Annotated in this window: 13 protein-coding genes; 5 read left to right on the top strand and 8 right to left on the bottom strand. The window is 66.3% G+C overall.

Translation table 11 applies throughout. The features are described from left to right. Positions 1-41 precede the first annotated feature (41 nt). Positions 42-2,573 (bottom strand): TonB-dependent receptor, encoded by a 2,532-nt coding sequence (locus tag QX051_RS22885; RefSeq protein ID WP_315777687.1) that lies wholly within the window; start codon positions 2,571-2,573, stop codon positions 42-44. Positions 2,574-3,033: 460 nt separating this feature from the next. Continuing rightward, on the bottom strand, positions 3,034-4,152 hold the full coding sequence (locus tag QX051_RS22880; RefSeq protein ID WP_315777686.1) for a ring-opening amidohydrolase: 1,119 nt from the start codon (positions 4,150-4,152) through the stop codon (positions 3,034-3,036). Between the two features lie 117 nt (positions 4,153-4,269). Between QX051_RS22880 and QX051_RS22875 the strand changes: the two genes are divergently transcribed. Continuing rightward, complete coding sequence (locus QX051_RS22875) at positions 4,270-5,073, top strand: MBL fold metallo-hydrolase (protein WP_315777685.1); 804 nt, start codon at positions 4,270-4,272, stop codon at positions 5,071-5,073. Between the two features lie 126 nt (positions 5,074-5,199). After that, entirely contained in the window at positions 5,200-6,900 is a 1,701-nt protein-coding gene (locus tag QX051_RS22870) for a hypothetical protein (protein WP_315777684.1), read from the top strand. A 979-nt stretch (positions 6,901-7,879) separates the two neighbouring features. On the opposite strand, the gene QX051_RS22865 is transcribed toward QX051_RS22870, so the two are convergent. The 5 genes from QX051_RS22865 to QX051_RS22845 all read right to left on the bottom strand — a co-directional run bounded on the left by QX051_RS22865 (position 7,880) and on the right by QX051_RS22845 (position 11,737). Continuing rightward, complete coding sequence (locus QX051_RS22865) at positions 7,880-8,290, bottom strand: hypothetical protein (RefSeq protein WP_315777683.1); 411 nt, start codon at positions 8,288-8,290, stop codon at positions 7,880-7,882. A gap of 126 nt (positions 8,291-8,416) precedes the next feature. Beyond that, entirely contained in the window at positions 8,417-9,067 is a 651-nt protein-coding gene (locus QX051_RS22860) for an Mpo1-like protein (protein WP_315777682.1), read from the bottom strand. A 247-nt stretch (positions 9,068-9,314) separates the two neighbouring features. Beyond that, positions 9,315-9,509, bottom strand: a complete 195-nt coding sequence (locus tag QX051_RS22855) for a DUF2783 domain-containing protein (protein ID WP_315736424.1) — start codon at positions 9,507-9,509, stop codon at positions 9,315-9,317. Continuing rightward, positions 9,506-11,143 (bottom strand): FAD-dependent oxidoreductase, encoded by a 1,638-nt coding sequence (locus QX051_RS22850; protein ID WP_315777681.1) that lies wholly within the window; start codon positions 11,141-11,143, stop codon positions 9,506-9,508. Before QX051_RS22850 ends, QX051_RS22855 begins: the two co-directional genes overlap by 4 nt. Before the next feature lie 51 nt (positions 11,144-11,194). After that, positions 11,195-11,737, bottom strand: coding sequence for a VOC family protein (locus QX051_RS22845; RefSeq protein WP_315777680.1), 543 nt, complete (start codon positions 11,735-11,737; stop codon positions 11,195-11,197). 139 nt (positions 11,738-11,876) lie between these two features. Between QX051_RS22845 and QX051_RS22840 the strand changes: the two genes are divergently transcribed. Together QX051_RS22840 and htpG are read left to right on the top strand one after the other, a co-directional pair. Further along, positions 11,877-12,395, top strand: coding sequence for a MarR family winged helix-turn-helix transcriptional regulator (locus tag QX051_RS22840; RefSeq protein ID WP_315777679.1), 519 nt, complete (start codon positions 11,877-11,879; stop codon positions 12,393-12,395). A gap of 68 nt (positions 12,396-12,463) precedes the next feature. Beyond that, positions 12,464-14,335: a molecular chaperone HtpG gene (htpG, locus tag QX051_RS22835; protein ID WP_315777783.1), complete on the top strand. Its 1,872-nt coding sequence runs from the start codon at positions 12,464-12,466 to the stop codon at positions 14,333-14,335. 25 nt (positions 14,336-14,360) lie between these two features. Here htpG and QX051_RS22830 read toward each other — a convergent pair whose 3' ends face one another. After that, positions 14,361-15,347, bottom strand: a complete 987-nt coding sequence (locus QX051_RS22830) for a tripartite tricarboxylate transporter substrate binding protein (protein WP_315777678.1) — start codon at positions 15,345-15,347, stop codon at positions 14,361-14,363. A 176-nt stretch (positions 15,348-15,523) separates the two neighbouring features. On the opposite strand from QX051_RS22830, the gene QX051_RS22825 reads away from it, so the two are divergent. After that, positions 15,524-17,329: a long-chain-acyl-CoA synthetase gene (locus QX051_RS22825; RefSeq protein WP_315777677.1), complete on the top strand. Its 1,806-nt coding sequence runs from the start codon at positions 15,524-15,526 to the stop codon at positions 17,327-17,329. Positions 17,330-17,382 lie beyond the last annotated feature (53 nt).

Here is a 17,382-nt window from a genome sequence, read left to right as displayed (position 1 = left end):
ACTCATCACTTGATGTGTGCCCCCGGCTGGGTGGTCTGCGATCAGAATCGTCCGGACAGGACGATCGATGCGCTTCGTCCCGGACCGACGAGCACGAACGGCGTGGCGCTCTGATAGAGAGCGTCGTAGTAGAGCTTGTCGAAGATGTTGGCAACAAACACCTTCGCCGTCCAGTTCTTGTCGAGCTTGGCTTCCGCGAACGCATCGAAACGCCAGTAGCTCGGCAACTCCGTGCCCTGGTTCGCCGCCAGCCAAGTGCCGCCGAAGATCTTCGAGCGGTACACGGCCTGGCCGCCGATCTCCCAGGTGTCGTTGATCTGGTACTTCGTCAGCAGGCTGAACGACTGGTGCGCGGTGTTGGCGAGCTGCAGGCCGACATTGCTGGTGAACAGCGCGGTGTTCGCCGGCGGGATGTTCGACTTCGTCACCTCCGACTGCATCAGCACGATGCCGCCGAAGATGCTCCATTTGTCGGTCAGCTTGCCGCCGGCCTGCAGGTCGATGCCGCGGATGCGGTAGGCGGCACCGGCCGAGAGACACGGCACGGAGCCGATGGTGCCTGCCGGATACGGGCAGTCCGCGGTGGCCTGCGCGGCGCTGGTGATGTTGCGCGACTCGCGGGCGTTCTCCTTCTCGGTCTGGAACAGGGCTCCCGTGACCAGCAGGCGACCGTCGAGCAGCTCCCATTTGGTGCCGATCTCGATCGAGGTGTTCTTCTCGGGCCCGAAGATCTGGTTTGCGCCGCCATTGGTGACCGCGGAGAGGCCGCCATATTGCGGGCTGAGACCGTCGAACTCGGCGCCGACCGGATTCGATGACGTGGCGTAGGCCGCATAGAAGCTGGCGTAGGGCACCGGCTTCAATGTCATGCCGACGTTGAAGTTCGGCATGCCGCTGGAGGCCGCCGTCGAGCCCGGCGTGTTGGCGACGCCGTTGACGGTGCCGAAGCCGTCGACCCGGACGTCGTATTTGTCATAGCGCACGCCGCCGTTGAGGATGACGAGATCGCGGTAGTTGACGCTGTCGAGAGCGTAGACGCTCGCCGAGTCGATCTTCACGTTGGTCGGGAATTGCCCCAGCGACGGAATGCCGAACGGCAGGTTCGTGAACTGCGGGTTGAACACGCTGACGCCCGAGAGCGAACCGCTGCCCGCGAACGCCAGGCCCTGCTGCTCGGAGGTCAGGCCGGTGTAGCTGTTGATGCGCGCCTTTTCCTGCGAGACCTCGAGGCCGGCGAGCACGGTGTGCCTGAAGTTGCCGGTGTTGAACTTGTAGGTCGCCTCGAGCTGGTTGGCGAGCACGTCCGTCTGCTGGAAGCGGCTTTGCGGATTCGCCCTGATGAGCGCGCCGGACGGCGGATTGATGTTGGTCGGGCCTTCCGGCAGCGTGCCGATGTAGTTCAAGGTCGAGCGCGACACCCGGACCTTGTCGGAGATCGTCAGGTCGGGCGTGACCTTCACCTCGGCATTGAACGAGCCGATGTCCTGTCCGACACGCGAGAAGTCGCGGTTGACGAAGCCGTACCAGGCGTTGCGCGGCGAGCCGACCTCAGGGAACGGCGCGCCGGCGGTGAGCGTGCTCGGCCGATAATACGGCACGCCGAAGTCCGGACGGCCGGTCACCTCGTTGTGGATGTAGTTGGCGGACAGGGTGACGGTGTCGAGCGGCGTCCACTTGGTGGCGATGAAGCCGCCGTTGCGGTTGTCGGTGACGTAGTCGCGGCCGGCAACGCCGGCATCCTGGAACAGGCCGCCGACGCGGGCAGCGAAGGTCGGCGTGATCTTCTGGTTGACGTCGATCACCACGCGCTTGGTCCTGTCGGTGCCGAGCGTGGTGTCCATGTTGTAGAAGCTGTTCTCGGTCGTGGCCTGCTTGGTCACGATGTTGATCGCGCCGCCGGTGGTGCCGCGGCCGGCGAACGACGACGCCGGGCCGCGCAGGATCTCGACCTGCTCGGTGAAGAAATTTTCGCGCACGGAGACGCCGGCGTCACGCACGCCGTCGATGAAGACGTCGTTGCGGGCGTCGAAGCCGCGGATGAAGAAGCGGTCGCCGAACGCGTTGCCGCCTTCGCCGGTGCCGAGCGTCACGCCGGCGGTGGAGAGCACGGCGGATTTGAGGCTGGTGGAGTTCTTGTCCGCCAGGATCTCCTTGCTCAGGACGGTGACGGTCTTTGGCGTGTTGAGCAGCTTCTCCGGAAACTTGCCGGAGGCCTGCAGCCGCTCGCCCTTGTAGTCGGAAGCGGGGCTGGAATAGGGGTTGCGGTCGGGCGGCAGATTGCTCTTCGGCGCCGCGGCCTGCTGCTGCTGTTGCTGGCGGGCGGCGCGGCGCATTGCGTCGCGCGCGCGGACCTGGTCCGCGGTCGGGCGCGAGGCGGCCGGCTTGGGGCGCGCCACCGGGGCTTCGACGTTGACGGACGGCAGCGGCGCCTGCTGGGCTTCGGCACTGGAGAACGAGGCAACCGCGATCAGGCTCGCGACCGCCGAGACTTTCACACCGGAAATCTCGGGAGATGGATCCCACTCGTGCCCGCTTGCCCCTCGCAAGCTCCTTGGAAAGATTGCCTTACCCATACTCGACCACCCCATTCGTTACGCAAAACTTTGACTTGGGTTCGTTTGAACGCCCGCAACGGGCGCGGGCCTGTTGCGAATGCAAGTCAAGAAGCGAGGGAAAGCGGTCCAAAGCTGGTTCCGCTGGTGGCCGGAATACGAAAAGTTTCCATCCATTTCTGAAAATGAGACTTGTTCGCAAAATGTCGCCTCACGGCAACAGTTGAAACCTCCTGGGTTGAGCTGATCTCCATCATTCAATTGCTGATGGGAGAGTTGGTGGTCTTTCACGTCGTCTCGCGAGGTGAATCGTGCGCTTGACGATCACTTCGGTCGATCTTCGGTTCGAGCTGCTCCCCGCCGCGTCGCGAGATGCGGCGGGAATCTGGCGAATCTGTTTCCCGATCGGGACGCGTATGCGGCTCAGAACTTCGCCGTGGTGATCAGGTAGAACGCGTGGCCCGGGATTTCGACCGTGAGATCAGCGGCGCTCGGCGATGATCGCGACCGGCCCGCCGCCGTCGGGGCCCTGATGCTCGGCGCCGCCCGAGACGAACAGGTCGGTGAAGCCGAACAGCCCGGCCAGCGCGCCGCCGACGAAGGCGCGGGCGTGGCGGGTCGAAGAGACGTCGCTGTCGTCGAGCATGGTATGCCGCTGGCCGCGCAGCCGGCCGCTCTGCGCCGCCTCCGCCTTGGCGAGCACCGCGGCGATGCGGCTGCGATCGGCGGCCGGCACCTGGCCCGGCACGTTCAGGCCGAGTCGGGCGAGCGCCTGCCGCGCCGGCTCGATGTCGATGGCATCGCCCATGACCGCATGATCGATCGCCAGCGGCCCGCTCCACTTGGCCGACATGCCGGCGACCATGATCTCGTGGTCGAGCAGCTCGACGCCGCCCGATGTCGCCGCGCGCTCGCTGTAGCGCGAGACATCCGTGCAGATCGTCGCATCGGACAGATCGGCAGCGGCGAGCTCGCCGAGTGCGACCGCGACACCGAGCGCCGAGGCGCCGCGCGAAAAGCCCATCGACTTCAGCGTATCGCGCACGGCGGTGCGCTTCCCCAGCGCCTCGACCGCCTCGATCCGCTCCATCGTCAGCAGCGGGCATTTCACCTGCACGTAATGGACGTCGGCGGGATCGCTGATGCCGGCGTCAGCCATCGCCGCGCGCACGCCGGCCGCCACGAGCTCGACCTGCGGCATGCGGCCGAGATGCTCGCCCGCCAGCGCCGCCGTGCGCGCGCGCCCGAGCGCCAGCGATGCCGGGAAAGCGCGCGGCGCCACGGCGTCGCCGCCGTCGCGTGCCTCGAACACGATCATGTGCGGCGACAGCGCGCCCTCGGTGCCGCCGGACATCACCATCGCGATCTGCCGCACGGCGTCGGCCGCGAGATATCGGCCGAGCAGCGCCTCCAGCGAGCGCACGGCAAAGGCGCGGGTGAAATCGTTGACGCAGCCATTGCCCTCGGTCTTGCCGAGAATGGCGACGATGCCGGCGGGATCGATGGCGCCTTGCGCGATCCTGGCCTCGAGCGCGCCGACATCGTCGGGGCTGCGCATCGGCAGGCGGTGAACGTGAGCGCGGCGCAGCGTGGTCGGCATGTCGAGAACTCCTGTCGGCGTCCGGCGACACTAGGCAATCACGAAGCCGCGCGCGACGGTGTTCCGGGATGGTCCGCGTGCTATCCTCCGCAATCCCATCTCGACGACCGGTGATCCATGCCTCTCTGGACCTGCTTTCAATGCGGCGCGCAGTTTCCCGATACGGCAGCGCCGCCCGGCCATTGCGTCGTCTGCGAGGACGAGCGGCAATACGTGAACTGGAAGGGACAGAGCTTCCTCAGCCGCGACGACCTTGCTGGCCGGCATCAGGTCATCTGGCGCGAGGATGACGGCCTGACCGGCCTCGCTTTGGATCCCAGCTTTGCGATCGGCCAGCGCGCGCTGCTCGTTCCCGAGCCGGACGGCTGCGTGATGTGGGACTGCATTCCCTTGGCGACGGAGGCAGCCATTGCCCGCGTCCGCTCATTGGGCGGCCTGAAGGCCATCGCGGTGTCGCATCCGCACTACTATGGCGCGGTCGCCGATTGGAGCGAGGCATTCGGCAACGCGCCGGTCTATCTCCATGGCGACGACCGCGCCTTCGTCACCCGGCCGCATCCGGCCATCGTGCTATGGACGGGCGATCGCCTCGCCATCTCGGATGACGTCGTGCTGCTGCGGACCGGCGGGCATTTCGCCGGCGCCACCATCCTGCATTGGCGCAAAGGTGCCGGTGGCAAGGGCGCGCTGTTGACCGGTGACATCGCGATGGTGGCGATGGATCGCCGCCACGTCAGCTTCATGTACTCCTATCCGAACTACATCCCGCTCGGCGCCGCCGCCGTGCGCCGCATCGCCGATGCGGTCGCGCCGCTCGCCTTCGACCGCATCTACGGCGCGTGGTGGCAGAAGAACATCGGCGACGATGCAAAGGCGGCGTTCGATCGCTCGGTGCGGCGTTATCTCCAGGCGATCGCCTGAGCCGCTGGTTCCACGAACCCCCGTAAAGTAACGGGGCATTAGGCACAACCATAAGGTTGTATTTGAGCGTCTTGCAGTCTTTGGTCGGATGGTATCGAAGTATCCCGGGCGGAGTGGGGTACCTCAATGCGTTCGCAATCGTGCTCGTCGGTGACCGGCGCCATCGCGCCGGCCGGCCTCATCCTGCATTCAGATACTCTCCCGGGCCTGCACGATCCGGCGTTCGCGTCCACCGCCAGCCACATGCAGCGGCTCTGGGCCGTGCTGGCGCTCGTGCTCGCCATCGTGCTCGCGCTGCCGTTCCTGCTGGTCGATGTGCCGCCGGTGCTCGACTATCCGAACCACCTCGCGCGCCTGTTCGTGCTGGCGCATCCCGACGATCCCGTGCTGTCGCAGATGTACGCGCCGAACTGGCGCGTCCTGCCCAATCTCGGCATGGATGTGATCGGCGTGGCGCTGCTGCGCTTCACCGACGTTCATGTCGGCGGCCGCATCCTGCTCGCGCTCAGCCTGTTCGCGCCGCTCTTTGGCGTGATCGCCTATCACCGCGCGGTGTTCGGCCGCTTGTCGTTGTGGCCGCTGGCGGCCGGCATCATCGCCTATGACGGCGTCTTCCTGCTCGGCTTCATGAATTTCCAGCTCTCGCTTGGTCTCGCGCTCGGCGGCGCCGCCGGCTGGGTGGCGCTGCGCCGTCGCGGCTGGCTGCCCGCGATCGCGTGGGGAGCCATCGCCGCGGCGGCCGCCTTCCTCTGCCACATCTTCGGCCTGCTGTTCTTCGCGGTCCTGATCGGCGCTGGAGAGGCCGATCGGCTGTGGCGGCTGCGCCGGTCGCCCGGCCTTGCACGGGAGCTGGTGGTCGTCGCCTGCGCGCTCGGCATCACGCTCAGCCCGGCCGTGCTGCTCTACGGGCTCTGTCCGCTGGGTGAGGGCGGGCTGCAACTCGGCGCCTGGATCGGACCGCCGAAGCTGTGGCGCATCATGACGCCGTTCCTGACCACCAGCGCCGAGCTGACGGTCATCACGACCGTCGCGGTGCTGTCGGTGTTGATCCTCGTCCGGCGCCAGATCGTCGTCGCGCCGGGCATTCCGCTGGCGCTGGCGGCGCTGTTCGTCGCCTTCGTCGCGGCGCCATGGAGCGCGCTGGGCGGAACGTTCATCGATATGCGCTTTGCCGCGATGTGCGGCCTGCTGCTGTTCGCCGGCCTGCAGCCGGTCGTGTCCGGCAGGAAGGCGGCGCTCGTCGGCATCGTCCTCGCGGGCCTGACGCTGATTCGGACCGCGGACATCGCATCGGCATGGATCGATCACAGGGTCGACCTCGCCGAACTGCGCGCGGCGATCGCGCATGTGCAGCCCGGCGCGCGCGTCATCGCCGCGCATGGCCATGAGCAGCCCGTCTCCAGCCGGCGCGAGCGGATCCTGCCCGGATTCCGCTATGTCGATTCCCATATGGCGGCGCTGCTCGTGATCGAGCGACGGGCGTTCTGGCCGCTGATGTTCGCCCATCCGAGCCAGCAGCCCGTGGCAGTCCGTCCCTCCTTCGCTCGCCTTGCGCAGCCGCTGGCCGAGCCCGCCGCGTGGCGCTGGCTGCAGCCGGACACGCCGTCCGCCGATGTGCTGCCGCTCGCGCGCTATCTGGCCGGCTGGCGGTCGCACTTCGATGCCGTTCTGCTGCTCGACCCGCCGCTCCCTGAGCAGCCGGTCGCCGGCCTCACGCCGCTCTATCTCGGCAGCTACATCCAACTGTTCCGCGTCGGACAGGGCGGCACCGGCACCACGGCGGTGCAGAAGCCTGAGCCTGCTCCGCGGACGGCCTCACCGTCCTGAGGCCGGAGAGCGCCGGCTGGGCGCTGACCAAGCTGGCCTCCGGCATCCTCGTCTTCAAATGGGGCTTTGCCGCCGTGCAGGGGCCGATGCAGGAAGCGGCCGGCGAGGCCGCGCGCGCCGTCGCCGGCCAGCTCGATCCGGCGAGGCTGCAGCCCAACTTCGGCACCGGGTAGGGCGCGATCCGGGTCATGCTGGGAGTTGCCACCGTAACGTCATCCTCGGCGTCTGGCGGCCGCGGTTCACGAACCTGCCGGATTGAACCAGGCATTCGTCGGACTGCGCTTCCCGAGCCTCCGCCTACTGCGCCGGCCCCGCCGTGCGCTCCTCTCCCCTCTCCGCAAGGGGGAGGGGAGCGCACCCACCCCTGCTCGAGGGGGCGCTTGCGGATTTCACGAAATTTCTCTTGCTATTTTTCCGAAACAATGCTTATCTCCTCCCATCCCACCTTGTGCAGAGGGACGTACGCGTCGTCACGAACGTGGAGGTGGGGTGCGATGGACGTGACGGCTGTGCCAGACGAGCGCAGTCCGGCGCGGACGGCGAAGTCGTGTGGTCCTGGCCTCTCGACGCTGAGGTCAAGTCCGCAAGCGTTGCTTGACGGCACGCGCGGGCGATGGGGGCAAGAAAGCCGATCCCCAGGGAGAGCACGAAGGACACCGTTAAAACCGATCGCGCGGGGGAGGCCGGTTGTCAGGCCCGACCTGTGGTAACTGCCGCCTGCTTTTCTTGTTGCAGGCGGGCCATGGGCCGCGGTCAGCACCCGGCCTTCCCCGCGCCCTCTCATTTTCAGAGGGACGACTGCCGTATCACTCGGGTCCGACGGGCCGCGGGAACGCGACGACGCATGTCGATGATATCCGCAGCAAGACCTCACTCCCGCAACGCATCGCGTTCGATGAGCCGAGCATTTCGATTGGCCATGGGCGACGCCAGCGCCGCGGCGCCGACATCGTCCATGTCGAAGTCAATGTCGAAGCCTTCAGAGCTGCGTCGCCCGCAGCTCGATCGTGAGCGGCACGGTCGTGCGCCTGGCAGCCGGATCGGCCGGCATCTGCAGCACGCGGGCGCGCTGGCCGGCGGCGAGGTCGGTGACCTTGACGATTCGGCCATTGGAGAATTCGAGCGCATCGTGATGTTCGGTCGGCTTGTTGGTGTCGACCTGGCGGAAGCGGGCGAGATGGGCGCCGACCTTGCGGCGGAAGAAGAAGCCCTTGATGCGGACATCGTCTTCGAAGGCGAGCTCCGTGCCCGGCCGCAGGCAGACGGCGGTCAACGGGTCGTCCTTGGTGCAGAAGCCGCGGGTCTCCGTGCCGGGAAATCGACAGGAGACCAGCACGTCGGCAGTTTTGGCATCGCGGGAAGCAACAGTATGGAGGCTGTAGTCACACATGGGGAGCTCCTGAAGGCCGCCAGCACTGAGGCCGCAACGGCGTAGCAGGAGAGTTGTTCCATGTTGTTGCAGCCCCTCTGTTCGAGAACTCCCGCCGCAGGACCGGCCGGCGGCGGGAACTCGCGATCAGGTGAGATGCGCAGCTTCTTCGGCCTCGTCCTCGGCGGCGCCCCAATGCGAGGCGTCCTTGATGGTCGGATCGATGAGCTCGCCGCGCAGCAGCGCCAGCGGCGACTTCCAATACAGCGCGATGTTGTGGAACGGGTCGGTCAACACCTTGAAGGCCCAGATCAGGCCCGTCGAGACATCCTGCATTGCAAACAGCTGGATGACGCGAAACAGACCGCCGCCGATGCCGACCGCGAGCCAGAGCAGGCCGACGTGGCGGACGAAGTCCATCCGGCTGGCCGGCTCGGCGAACAGGCCGAACAGCGTCGGAAACGCGAACAGCGCCACCGGCACCAGACCCCACACCGTCAGCAGCACGATCTTGCGGGTCTGATTGTAGCCGACCTTGACCGCCTCCTTGTAGTCGTTGCTGACGCCGTTGACGTGGTCATAGCCGTTCGGTTCGAAGAAGAAGTGCCCGGTCTGCCGCGTCAGCATCGCGAGCCAGCCGACCAGGCCGGCCATCGCCGGATCCTTGAACAGCAGCGCATAGCACACGAGGAAGATCACGGCGCTGATCAGGTGCAGCGTCTGATTGATCCGGCTCTGATGATAGTAGCGATAGTCGTCGAAGCGCTGCGTCTGCAGCGTCTTGTAGTAGCGCGACATGCGAATCCCCGTGCCGTTGTGGAACGAGGCGAAGACGTAGAGGCCTTCAGTGAAGGTGGCGTGACATTATGATGTTGTCACAATGAAACCGACCGGGAGCGGATCGGGAGCCGCAATGTGCGCAAGCGAGCGGACTCTGCGCCGGCGCACGACTCGCCGGCTGCTCTCTCTGTCTGCCGCAGAATGCGGAGAAACGGCTTTGATCCGGATCAAAGCCGGCTGCCGATGTGACGTGTTGCGGCCTGCATCAGCCGGCGGGCGACCTTGCCAGCCGGATCGCCTCGCTCAGGATCGCGCGGTCACCGATATGGTTGGCGAGCAGCAGCACCAGCCTAGCGTTCATGCGCAGCGCCTCGTCCTCGCTGAGGTCGCGCTGGCCGCCGATCAGCTCGGCATAGAAGTCGTCGGGATCGCTGATGTTCGGGGTGAGGGTCAGGCTCATGCCGCAAGCTCCTGCTGGACCGCGCCGCGCCTGCCGCAGGCGCGCCGGACCGCGTCCGTGATCGCGTTCTCGTCAAACTGCGGCCAGCGGGCGGTGACATATTGATCGGGACGGAACAGATAGGTCGTGCCGGGCGAGGCACCGTATCGTGCCGCGAGCAGGCCCTTGGCATCAGCGATGTCGCGGCCGACGACGATCACCCGCGCCGTGATGCCGTCGATGCTGAGCTGCTCGGCCGTGACGGCGTTGTCGAAGGTGACCACCGTGAAGCCGGAGCCGAGGCAGTTCAGCAACCAGCCGGGCTGTCCCGCGATCGTCACCGGCGCATCGGCGGCATTGGTGCCAGGCGTCATCGTCCCGGGGACGCTCCCGCCGTCAGGCGTGTTCAGCAACGACGCGACATAGGGCGTCGGCGTCGACAGCCGGCCGCTGTTGACCAGCGGCCGCGCAAAGCTGTGATTCTGTGCGAGGTCGAGCACGGCGTCGCGATAAAGGCGGCTGGCTTGCGTCTTCGGCGTGATGAAGTCGGTCGCCCGTGTCGAGTTCAGGATATTGTCGTCGGCGGCAAAGGCGCGCTCCTCGTGATAGCTGTCGATCAGGCTCTCCGGCGCCTCGCCGCGCAGCACCAGCGCCAGCTTCCAGGCGAGGTTGTCGATGTCCTGCACGCCGGTGTTGGCGCCGCGGGCGCCGAACGGCGACACCTGGTGCGCCGCATCGCCCGCGAAGAGGACGCGGCCGTGACGGAAATTGTCGATCCGGCGGCAGGCGAACTGATAGATCGACACCCATTCCAGCTCGAATTCGGTGGTCTCGCCGAGCATCGCCCGGATGCGTGGGATCACGCGCTCGGGCTTTTTCTCTTCGTCCGGATTGGCGTCCCAGCCGAGCTGGAAGTCGATGCGCCAGATGTTGTCGGACTGGCGATGCAGCAGCACCGACTGCCCCGGATGGAACGGCGGATCGAACCAGAACCAGCGCTCGGTCGGATACTCCGCCTTCATCCTGACATCGGCGATCAAAAAGCGGTCCTGGAAGAACTGGCCCTTGAACTCAGCGCCGACCATGCGCCGCGTATCGGAATTGGCGCCGTCGCAGGCGATCACCCATTGCGCCTCCATGGTGAAGATGCCGTCCGGCGTCTCCACCGCGAGATCAGCGCAGTCGTCGGTCTGCTTCAGGCTGACCAGCCGATGCTTCCAGCGCAGGTCGATCAGCGGCGTCCTGTTGCAGGCATCGACCAGAATCTCCTCGAGATAGTATTGTTGCAGGTTGATCATTGCCGGCCAGCGATGGTCGGGCTCGGGCAGCAAATCGAATTGATAAGAGAGCTGGTCGCGGAAGAAAACCTTGCCGATGTTCCAACTGACGCCCTTCTCGACCATCGGCGCGGCGCAACCGAGCCGATCCCAGATCTCGAGCGGGCGTTTAGCGTAGCACACGGCGCGGGAGCCGATGCTGACGGTATCGTTGTCATCGAGCACGACGACGGGCTGGCCGCGGGCGGCGAGATCGAGCGCCGCCGTCAGGCCGATCGGCCCGGCGCCGATCACGACGATCGGATGGCGGCGGGTCTCGCCGCTGCGCTGCTCCGCCGAGCAGACATAGGGAAATCGCGGATAGACATAGTTGCTCATGGCTGCCTCGCCTGGCGCGTTGCGGTCGGGACTGTCGGGACGAGCAATCGCTCAGTCGCTGCCTGCGAATTCCTTCTCGTGCATCCAGGCGGTGTGCCGCGGCGGCTTCTTGGTGGTCGCCCATTCGTCCACCATGGCGTGGGCGACCGACTTCATCCGCGCGATCTGGTCGGGCGTCGCGGTCCAGGCCGCGATCTCCAGCCGGTGGCCGCTCGGATCATGGAAATAGATCGACTTGAAGATGGTGTGGTCAGTGATCCCGACGACGTCGAGGCCGGCGGTCTCCGCGCGCGCCTTCGCTTCCTCGAGCTCCGCCATGTCCTTGACCTGGAAGGCGATGTGCTGGGTCCATTCCGGGGTGTTGGGATCGCGCCCCATCGGCGGCGAGTTCGGCAGCTCGAAGAAGGCGAGGATGTTGCCGTTCCCGGCATCGAGGAAGATGTGCATGTACGGATCTGGCGCCTTGGTCGAGGGCACCTTGTCCTCGGCGATGGCGCCGAGCAGGTCCATGTTGAGGACCTTCTTGTAGAACTCGACCGTGGCCTTGGCGTCGACGCAGCGATAGGCGACGTGATGGATCTTCTCGATCTGCATGATTGTCCTCCCATGATCGTTGTTGGCAAGATGGTAACGGATGATACGATCTGGTCGCTTTGATCCAGATCAACCCGATTGGGATCGGATTGAGGTCGCCAGGGGCGAGCGCCTGGAACGGATGAGGGCAGAGGACGCGATGACGAAGCTGGCCAGCGAGATGCGGGACCGGAGGGACGGCGAGGGGACCACCGAGCGCGAGCTCAGACTGCAGCGCTATTTTCCCTATCGGCTGGCCCGCCTCGCCGAGCAGGTGTCGCTGGCGGTGGCGGAGGTCTATGCCGACCGGTTCGCGCTGTCGCGCCAGGAATGGCGGATCCTGGCGGCGCTCGGCGAGCAGCCGCGGTTGCCGACCAAGGAGATCGGCCGGCTGACGACGCTCGACAAGATGAACGTCAGCCGCGCCATGCAGAGCCTGGAGGCACGCGGCATCGTCAGCCGCAGCCGCGATCCCGCGGATGGACGGGAGCGGATCGTAGCGCTGACGGCCGCCGGCAGGGCGCTGTACCGCAGAATCGTGCCCCATGCGCTGGCGCGCGAGGCCGATCTGCTGAGCGTGCTTTCGGCCGCCGAGATCGCGACCCTCGACACGGTCATCGACAAGCTGCTCGCGGCCGCCGAACGATCGCTCGATGATCCCCCCGGCCGAAAGGCTTGATCGGTGCCGCCGCCGCGCTATATCGACGGTCTCTCTCCACCCTTGATAGCATGGGCCAACGCACGACGATGACCGACACCGCGACCGTTAGCCATTCCTTCCAGGCCGAAGTCTCCGAGCTGCTCCATCTGATGGTGCATTCGGTCTATTCCGAGACCGACATTTTCCTGCGCGAGCTGATTTCGAACGCCTCCGACGCCTGTGACAAGCTGCGTTACGAGGCGATCGCCAGGCCCGACCTGATCGGCGAGGGCGAGCCGCCGCAGATCCGCATCATTCCGAACAAGGCGGCGGATACGCTGACCATCGCCGACAGCGGCATCGGCATGGAGCGCCAGGAACTGATCGACCATCTCGGCACCATCGCCCGCTCCGGCACCAAGGCGTTCGTGCAGAAGCTGGCCGAGGCCAAGGACGGCACCGGCCTGATCGGCCAGTTCGGCGTCGGCTTCTACTCGGCCTTCATGGTCGCCGACCGCATCGTCGTCATCAGCCGGCGCGCCGGCGAGAATGACGTCTGGACCTGGACCTCCTCCGGCGGCGCCGGCTTCGAGGTCGCACCCGCGTCCGAGGAGGATGCCAAGCGGGTGGCGCGCGGCACGGAGATCGTGCTGCATCTGAAGGACGACGCCAAGAAATATCTCGAAGCTTTCGAGATCGAGCGCATCGTCACCGCCTATTCCGACAACATCCAGTTCCCGATCATGCTGGTGGCGGAGGAGGGCGAGCCGCGCCAGATCAACTCCGCCAGCGCCCTATGGCAGCGCTCGAAGTCCGAGCTGACGTCCGAGGATTACAGCAAGGCCTACAAGTCGATTGCGCACGCGTTCGACGAGCCGGCAATGACGCTGCACTACCGCGCCGAGGGCCGCTATTCCTATGCGGTGCTGCTGTTCGCGCCGTCGACCAAGCCGTTCGACCTGTTCGAGCCGGCGCGCAAGGGCAAGGTCAAGCTCTATGTCCGCCGCGTCTTCATCACCGATGACGCCGACCTGATGCCGGCCTATCTGCGCTTCATCCGCGGCGTGATCGACAGCGAGGACCTGCCGCTCAATTTGTCGCGCGAGATGCTGCAGAACAATCCGCAACTGGCGCAGATCCGAAAAGCCGTGACGACGCGGGTGATCAGCGAATTGGAGCAGCTCGCCGACAAGGACGCCGAGAACTTCGACAAGGTCTGGGATTCGTTCGGCGCCGTCATCAAGGAAGGCCTGTACGAGGATTTCGAGCGCCGCGACAAGCTGCTGGCCCTGGCGCGCTTCACCACGACATCAGGCGAGAAGCGCTCGCTGAAGCAGTATGTCGAGGGGCTCAAGGAGAATCAGACCGAGATCTATTTCCTGGTCGGTGACAGCATCGAGCGGCTGAAGTCCAATCCGCGGCTCGAGGCCGCCAAGGCGCGCGGCGTCGAGGTGCTGCTGCTCACCGATCCGGTCGATGCGTTCTGGACCTCGGCACGGCTGGAGTTCGACGGCAAGCCGCTGAAGTCGCTGAGCCAGGGCGACATCAACTTCGATCCGATCCCGGTGACCGAGCCGAAGCCCGAGGACGAGGCACAGCCGGCCGCCGACGAGGCCAACACGATCGCGCTGATCAAGGCAAGCCTCGGCGACCACGTCACCGACGTGAAGGTCTCGACCCGGCTCACCACCAGCGCCTCGTGTCTGGTCGCGGGCAGCCATGGTCCCGATCGCGAGCTGGAGCGCATCCTGTCGCAGCAGGCGCGCGGCGCGCGCACCAAGCCGATCCTCGAGATCAATCTGCGCCATCCGCTGGTCGTGGCGGTCGCGAAGGCCGCCGCCGACAAGGCCAAGGTCGACGACCTGTCGTTCCTCCTGCTCGAGCAGGCGCAGATTCTCGACGGCGAACTGCCGGAGGATCCGGCCGCGTTCGCGGCCCGTCTCAACCGGCTGGTGCTGCAGGGCGTGGCCGGGGCTTGAGGCAGGCGGGTTGCGGGCGCGGAGGTCAGTTCTTCGCGCTCACCTGCGGGACCAGCTTGCGCCAGTGCATGATCTCGGCGCGGTAGGTCGCGGCATAGACGCCGACGTCGCCGGTGAGCGGCGTGGCGCCGACCTCCGCGAACTGCCTGCTGATGTCGGGATCGGCCAGCGCGGCGTTGATCTCGCGGTTGAGCAGCTCAACGATGGCTTCCGGCGTGCCGTGCGGCACTGCGACGCCATAGAAGCCGGAGGTTTCGAACGCCGGCAGCACGTCGGCGACCGGCGGCAGATCGGGGAAGGCGGCGGCGCGCTCGCGGGTCGAGACGGCCAGCGCCCGGACCTTGCCGCTGCGCAACAGGTCGACGGCAGAAGCGGCGTTGTCGAACATCGCGTGGATGTGGCCGGAGGCGAGGTCGGTCAGGGCCGGCCCCGAGCCACGATAGTGCACGGTGGACCAGGTGATGCCGCCGAGGGTCCGGAACAGCTCGGCCGACAGCAGTTGCACGGTGCCGGGGCCGGCGGAGCCGACGCTGAGCGTGCCCGGGTTGGCCTTGGCATAGGCCAGGAATTCGGGCAGCGTCTTGACCGGCAGCTGCTGGCTGACCAACAGCAGCAGCGGCATGCGCGCCATGCCGGCGACCGGCGTGAGACCTCCGTCGGCGCTCGGCGAGCCGTCGATCGAGGCCGTGATGACGTTGGCGGTCGAGGTCGCAAGGATCGTGTAACCGTCCGGCGGGGCGCTCGCGACGTTCTTGGTGGCGGTCGCGCCGCCCGCACCCGGCCGGTGATCGAGCACGAAGGGCTGGCCCAGTCGGCGGGTCAGCCGGTCGCAGATCAAGAGCGACAGCCGGCCGGTGGCCCCACCCGGAGCAAACGGAATGACCCAGGTGACAGGCTGAGCCGGATAGGGCGCATCAACTCCGGCGAACGCCGTGGTCGAAGTCATGGCCGCAACGCTGCTCCAGCCGGCGCAGCGCAGCAATGCGCGTCGTGTCATCGTGTCCTTGGGCATGCCTGCCTTCGCGTTGGCATGTTCTGGGAGCGGTACGCTAACCGGCATTTCCGAGAACTTCGTAAAGGATCGCATTCGCATCAACAGCGACGCACTCTCGGCCGGTTAACCCTCCCGGTTAACGGCTGGTCAGGCCACCCGGCCTATAAGCACGCCGAATTGGGGTGAGGGCGTTCATGAACTCCGGGCAGTCGGATCGATCTGTGGAACTCAGCACGTCCCCTCGAAGGCCGTCGGCGGCAAAGATCTGGCTGAAGGCGATCGAGCTGACCTCGCGCATCGAGGCAGAGCCGGCGCGGCTGTTCGCCGACGTGGTGGACGACTGGGCTGCGAAGCAGCCCGAACGGCCGGCGCTGGTCTCCGATCGCGAGACGCTGAGCTATTCCGCCCTGTCTGCGCGCATCAACCGATACGCCCGCTGGGCGCTGGCCAACGGCATCGGGCCTGGCCACACGGTCGCTTTGATGATGCCGAGCCGACCCGACTACCTGGCCGCCTGGTTTGGGATCAGCCGCGTCGGCGGCGTGGTTGCGCTCATCAACACCAATCTGATCGGACCGTCGCTCGCGCATTGCATCAATGTGGCTCGGCCAGTCCATGTGATCGTCTCCAAGGACTTCCACGAAGCCTATACGGAGGTTGCGCCGGTGATCGCGGGCGGGCCGCGTGTCTGGGTTGCCGATGGCGGCGATCTCGACGTCGCGGTCGCCGCGATGGATACGCACGCGCTCGACGCAACTGAGCGCCGCGCCGTGACGATCAACGACCGCGCGCTGCTGATCTACACCTCCGGCACGACGGGCCTGCCCAAGGCCGCCAGCATCAGCCATCGCCGCATCATGAACTGGGGCGGCTGGTTTGCCGGCCTCACCGGTGCAGGTCCCGACGATCGCCTCTATGACTGTCTGCCTGTCTATCATTCCGTCGGCGGCATCGTCGCGCCCTGCAGCATGCTGCGCGCCGGCGGTGCGGCGGTGCTCGCCGAGAAATTCTCGGCGAGCAATTTTTGGCGCGACATCGTTCGTCACGATTGCACGCTGGTGCAATATATCGGCGAGCTCTGCCGCTACCTGCTGGCCGCCGCGCCATCCGATTTCGACAGCGCCCATCGGCTGCGGCTCGCCTGCGGCAACGGAATGCGCGGTGACGTCTGGGAGGCGTTCCAGGCGCGCTTCGTCATTCCCCAGGTGCTGGAATTCTATGCCGCGACCGAAGGCAACTTCTCACTCTACAATGTCGAGGGCAGGGTGGGATCGATCGGGCGCGTGCCGTCGCTGCTCGCGCATCGCTTTCCCGCCGAAATCATCAAGCTGGACGCTGACCAGCGCGCACCCTTGCGCGGACCCGACGGGCGGTGCCTGGTCTGCACGCGCGGCGAGATCGGCGAGGCCATTGGCCGCATCGGTACGGCGGACCAGGGAGGCGGCCGCTTCGAGGGCTATACCGACACGGGCGAGACGGAGAAGAAGATCCTGCGCGACGTCTTCGCCAAGGGCGATGCCTGGTTCCGCACCGGCGACCTGATGCGCCAGGATGACCAAGGCTTCTTCTATTTCGTCGATCGCGTCGGCGACACCTTCCGCTGGAAGGGCGAGAACGTTGCGACCAGCGAGGTGAACGAGGCGATCCTGCAATGTCCCGGCGTGTTGGAAGCATCGACCTATGGGGTCGTCGTGCCGGGCAGCGATGGACGCGCCGGCATGGCGGCGCTCGTCGTCGGCGAGAGCTTCGATCTCGATCGCCTCTCCGTAGAACTTGCCTGCCGGTTGCCGCCCTATGCGCGGCCAGTGGCGCTCCGCATCACGTCGTCGCTGCAGTCGACCGAAACATTCAAGCAGAAGAAGCAGGAGCTGATGCGCGACGGCTTCGATCCGTCGATCGTGCACGAGCCGCTCTACGTGCGGGACGCCGGGACGGGTGCCTATTGCCCGCTCGATCGGGCTCTCCATGCGCGGATCCTCGCCGGCGAGGTTCGTTTGTAGATGATTTTAATCATAGGCCATGATGGGTATTTACCAACGGTCCCGAAAGATGG

Source organism: Bradyrhizobium sp. SZCCHNR1053 (assembly GCF_032381235.1).
GTDB lineage: Bacteria > Pseudomonadota > Alphaproteobacteria > Rhizobiales > Xanthobacteraceae > Bradyrhizobium.
This window is presented reverse-complemented; position numbering and strand designations above follow the sequence as displayed.

What these genes read in the sequence shown, in the direction of transcription:
- QX051_RS22885 (WP_315777687.1), bottom strand. Translation starts at nt 2,573, where the DNA reads ATGGGTAAGGCAATCTTTCCAAGGAGCTTGCGAGGGGCAAGCGGGCAC.
- QX051_RS22880 (WP_315777686.1), bottom strand. Translation starts at nt 4,152, where the DNA reads ATGCCGACCACGCTGCGCCGCGCTCACGTTCACCGCCTGCCGATGCGC.
- QX051_RS22875 (WP_315777685.1), top strand. Translation starts at nt 4,270, where the DNA reads ATGCCTCTCTGGACCTGCTTTCAATGCGGCGCGCAGTTTCCCGATACG.
- QX051_RS22870 (WP_315777684.1), top strand. Translation starts at nt 5,200, where the DNA reads ATGCGTTCGCAATCGTGCTCGTCGGTGACCGGCGCCATCGCGCCGGCC.
- QX051_RS22865 (WP_315777683.1), bottom strand. Translation starts at nt 8,290, where the DNA reads ATGTGTGACTACAGCCTCCATACTGTTGCTTCCCGCGATGCCAAAACT.
- QX051_RS22860 (WP_315777682.1), bottom strand. Translation starts at nt 9,067, where the DNA reads ATGTCGCGCTACTACAAGACGCTGCAGACGCAGCGCTTCGACGACTAT.
- QX051_RS22855 (WP_315736424.1), bottom strand. Translation starts at nt 9,509, where the DNA reads ATGAGCCTGACCCTCACCCCGAACATCAGCGATCCCGACGACTTCTAT.
- QX051_RS22850 (WP_315777681.1), bottom strand. Translation starts at nt 11,143, where the DNA reads ATGAGCAACTATGTCTATCCGCGATTTCCCTATGTCTGCTCGGCGGAG.
- QX051_RS22845 (WP_315777680.1), bottom strand. Translation starts at nt 11,737, where the DNA reads ATGCAGATCGAGAAGATCCATCACGTCGCCTATCGCTGCGTCGACGCC.
- QX051_RS22840 (WP_315777679.1), top strand. Translation starts at nt 11,877, where the DNA reads ATGACGAAGCTGGCCAGCGAGATGCGGGACCGGAGGGACGGCGAGGGG.
- htpG (WP_315777783.1), top strand. Translation starts at nt 12,464, where the DNA reads ATGACCGACACCGCGACCGTTAGCCATTCCTTCCAGGCCGAAGTCTCC.
- QX051_RS22830 (WP_315777678.1), bottom strand. Translation starts at nt 15,347, where the DNA reads ATGCCCAAGGACACGATGACACGACGCGCATTGCTGCGCTGCGCCGGC.
- QX051_RS22825 (WP_315777677.1), top strand. Translation starts at nt 15,524, where the DNA reads ATGAACTCCGGGCAGTCGGATCGATCTGTGGAACTCAGCACGTCCCCT.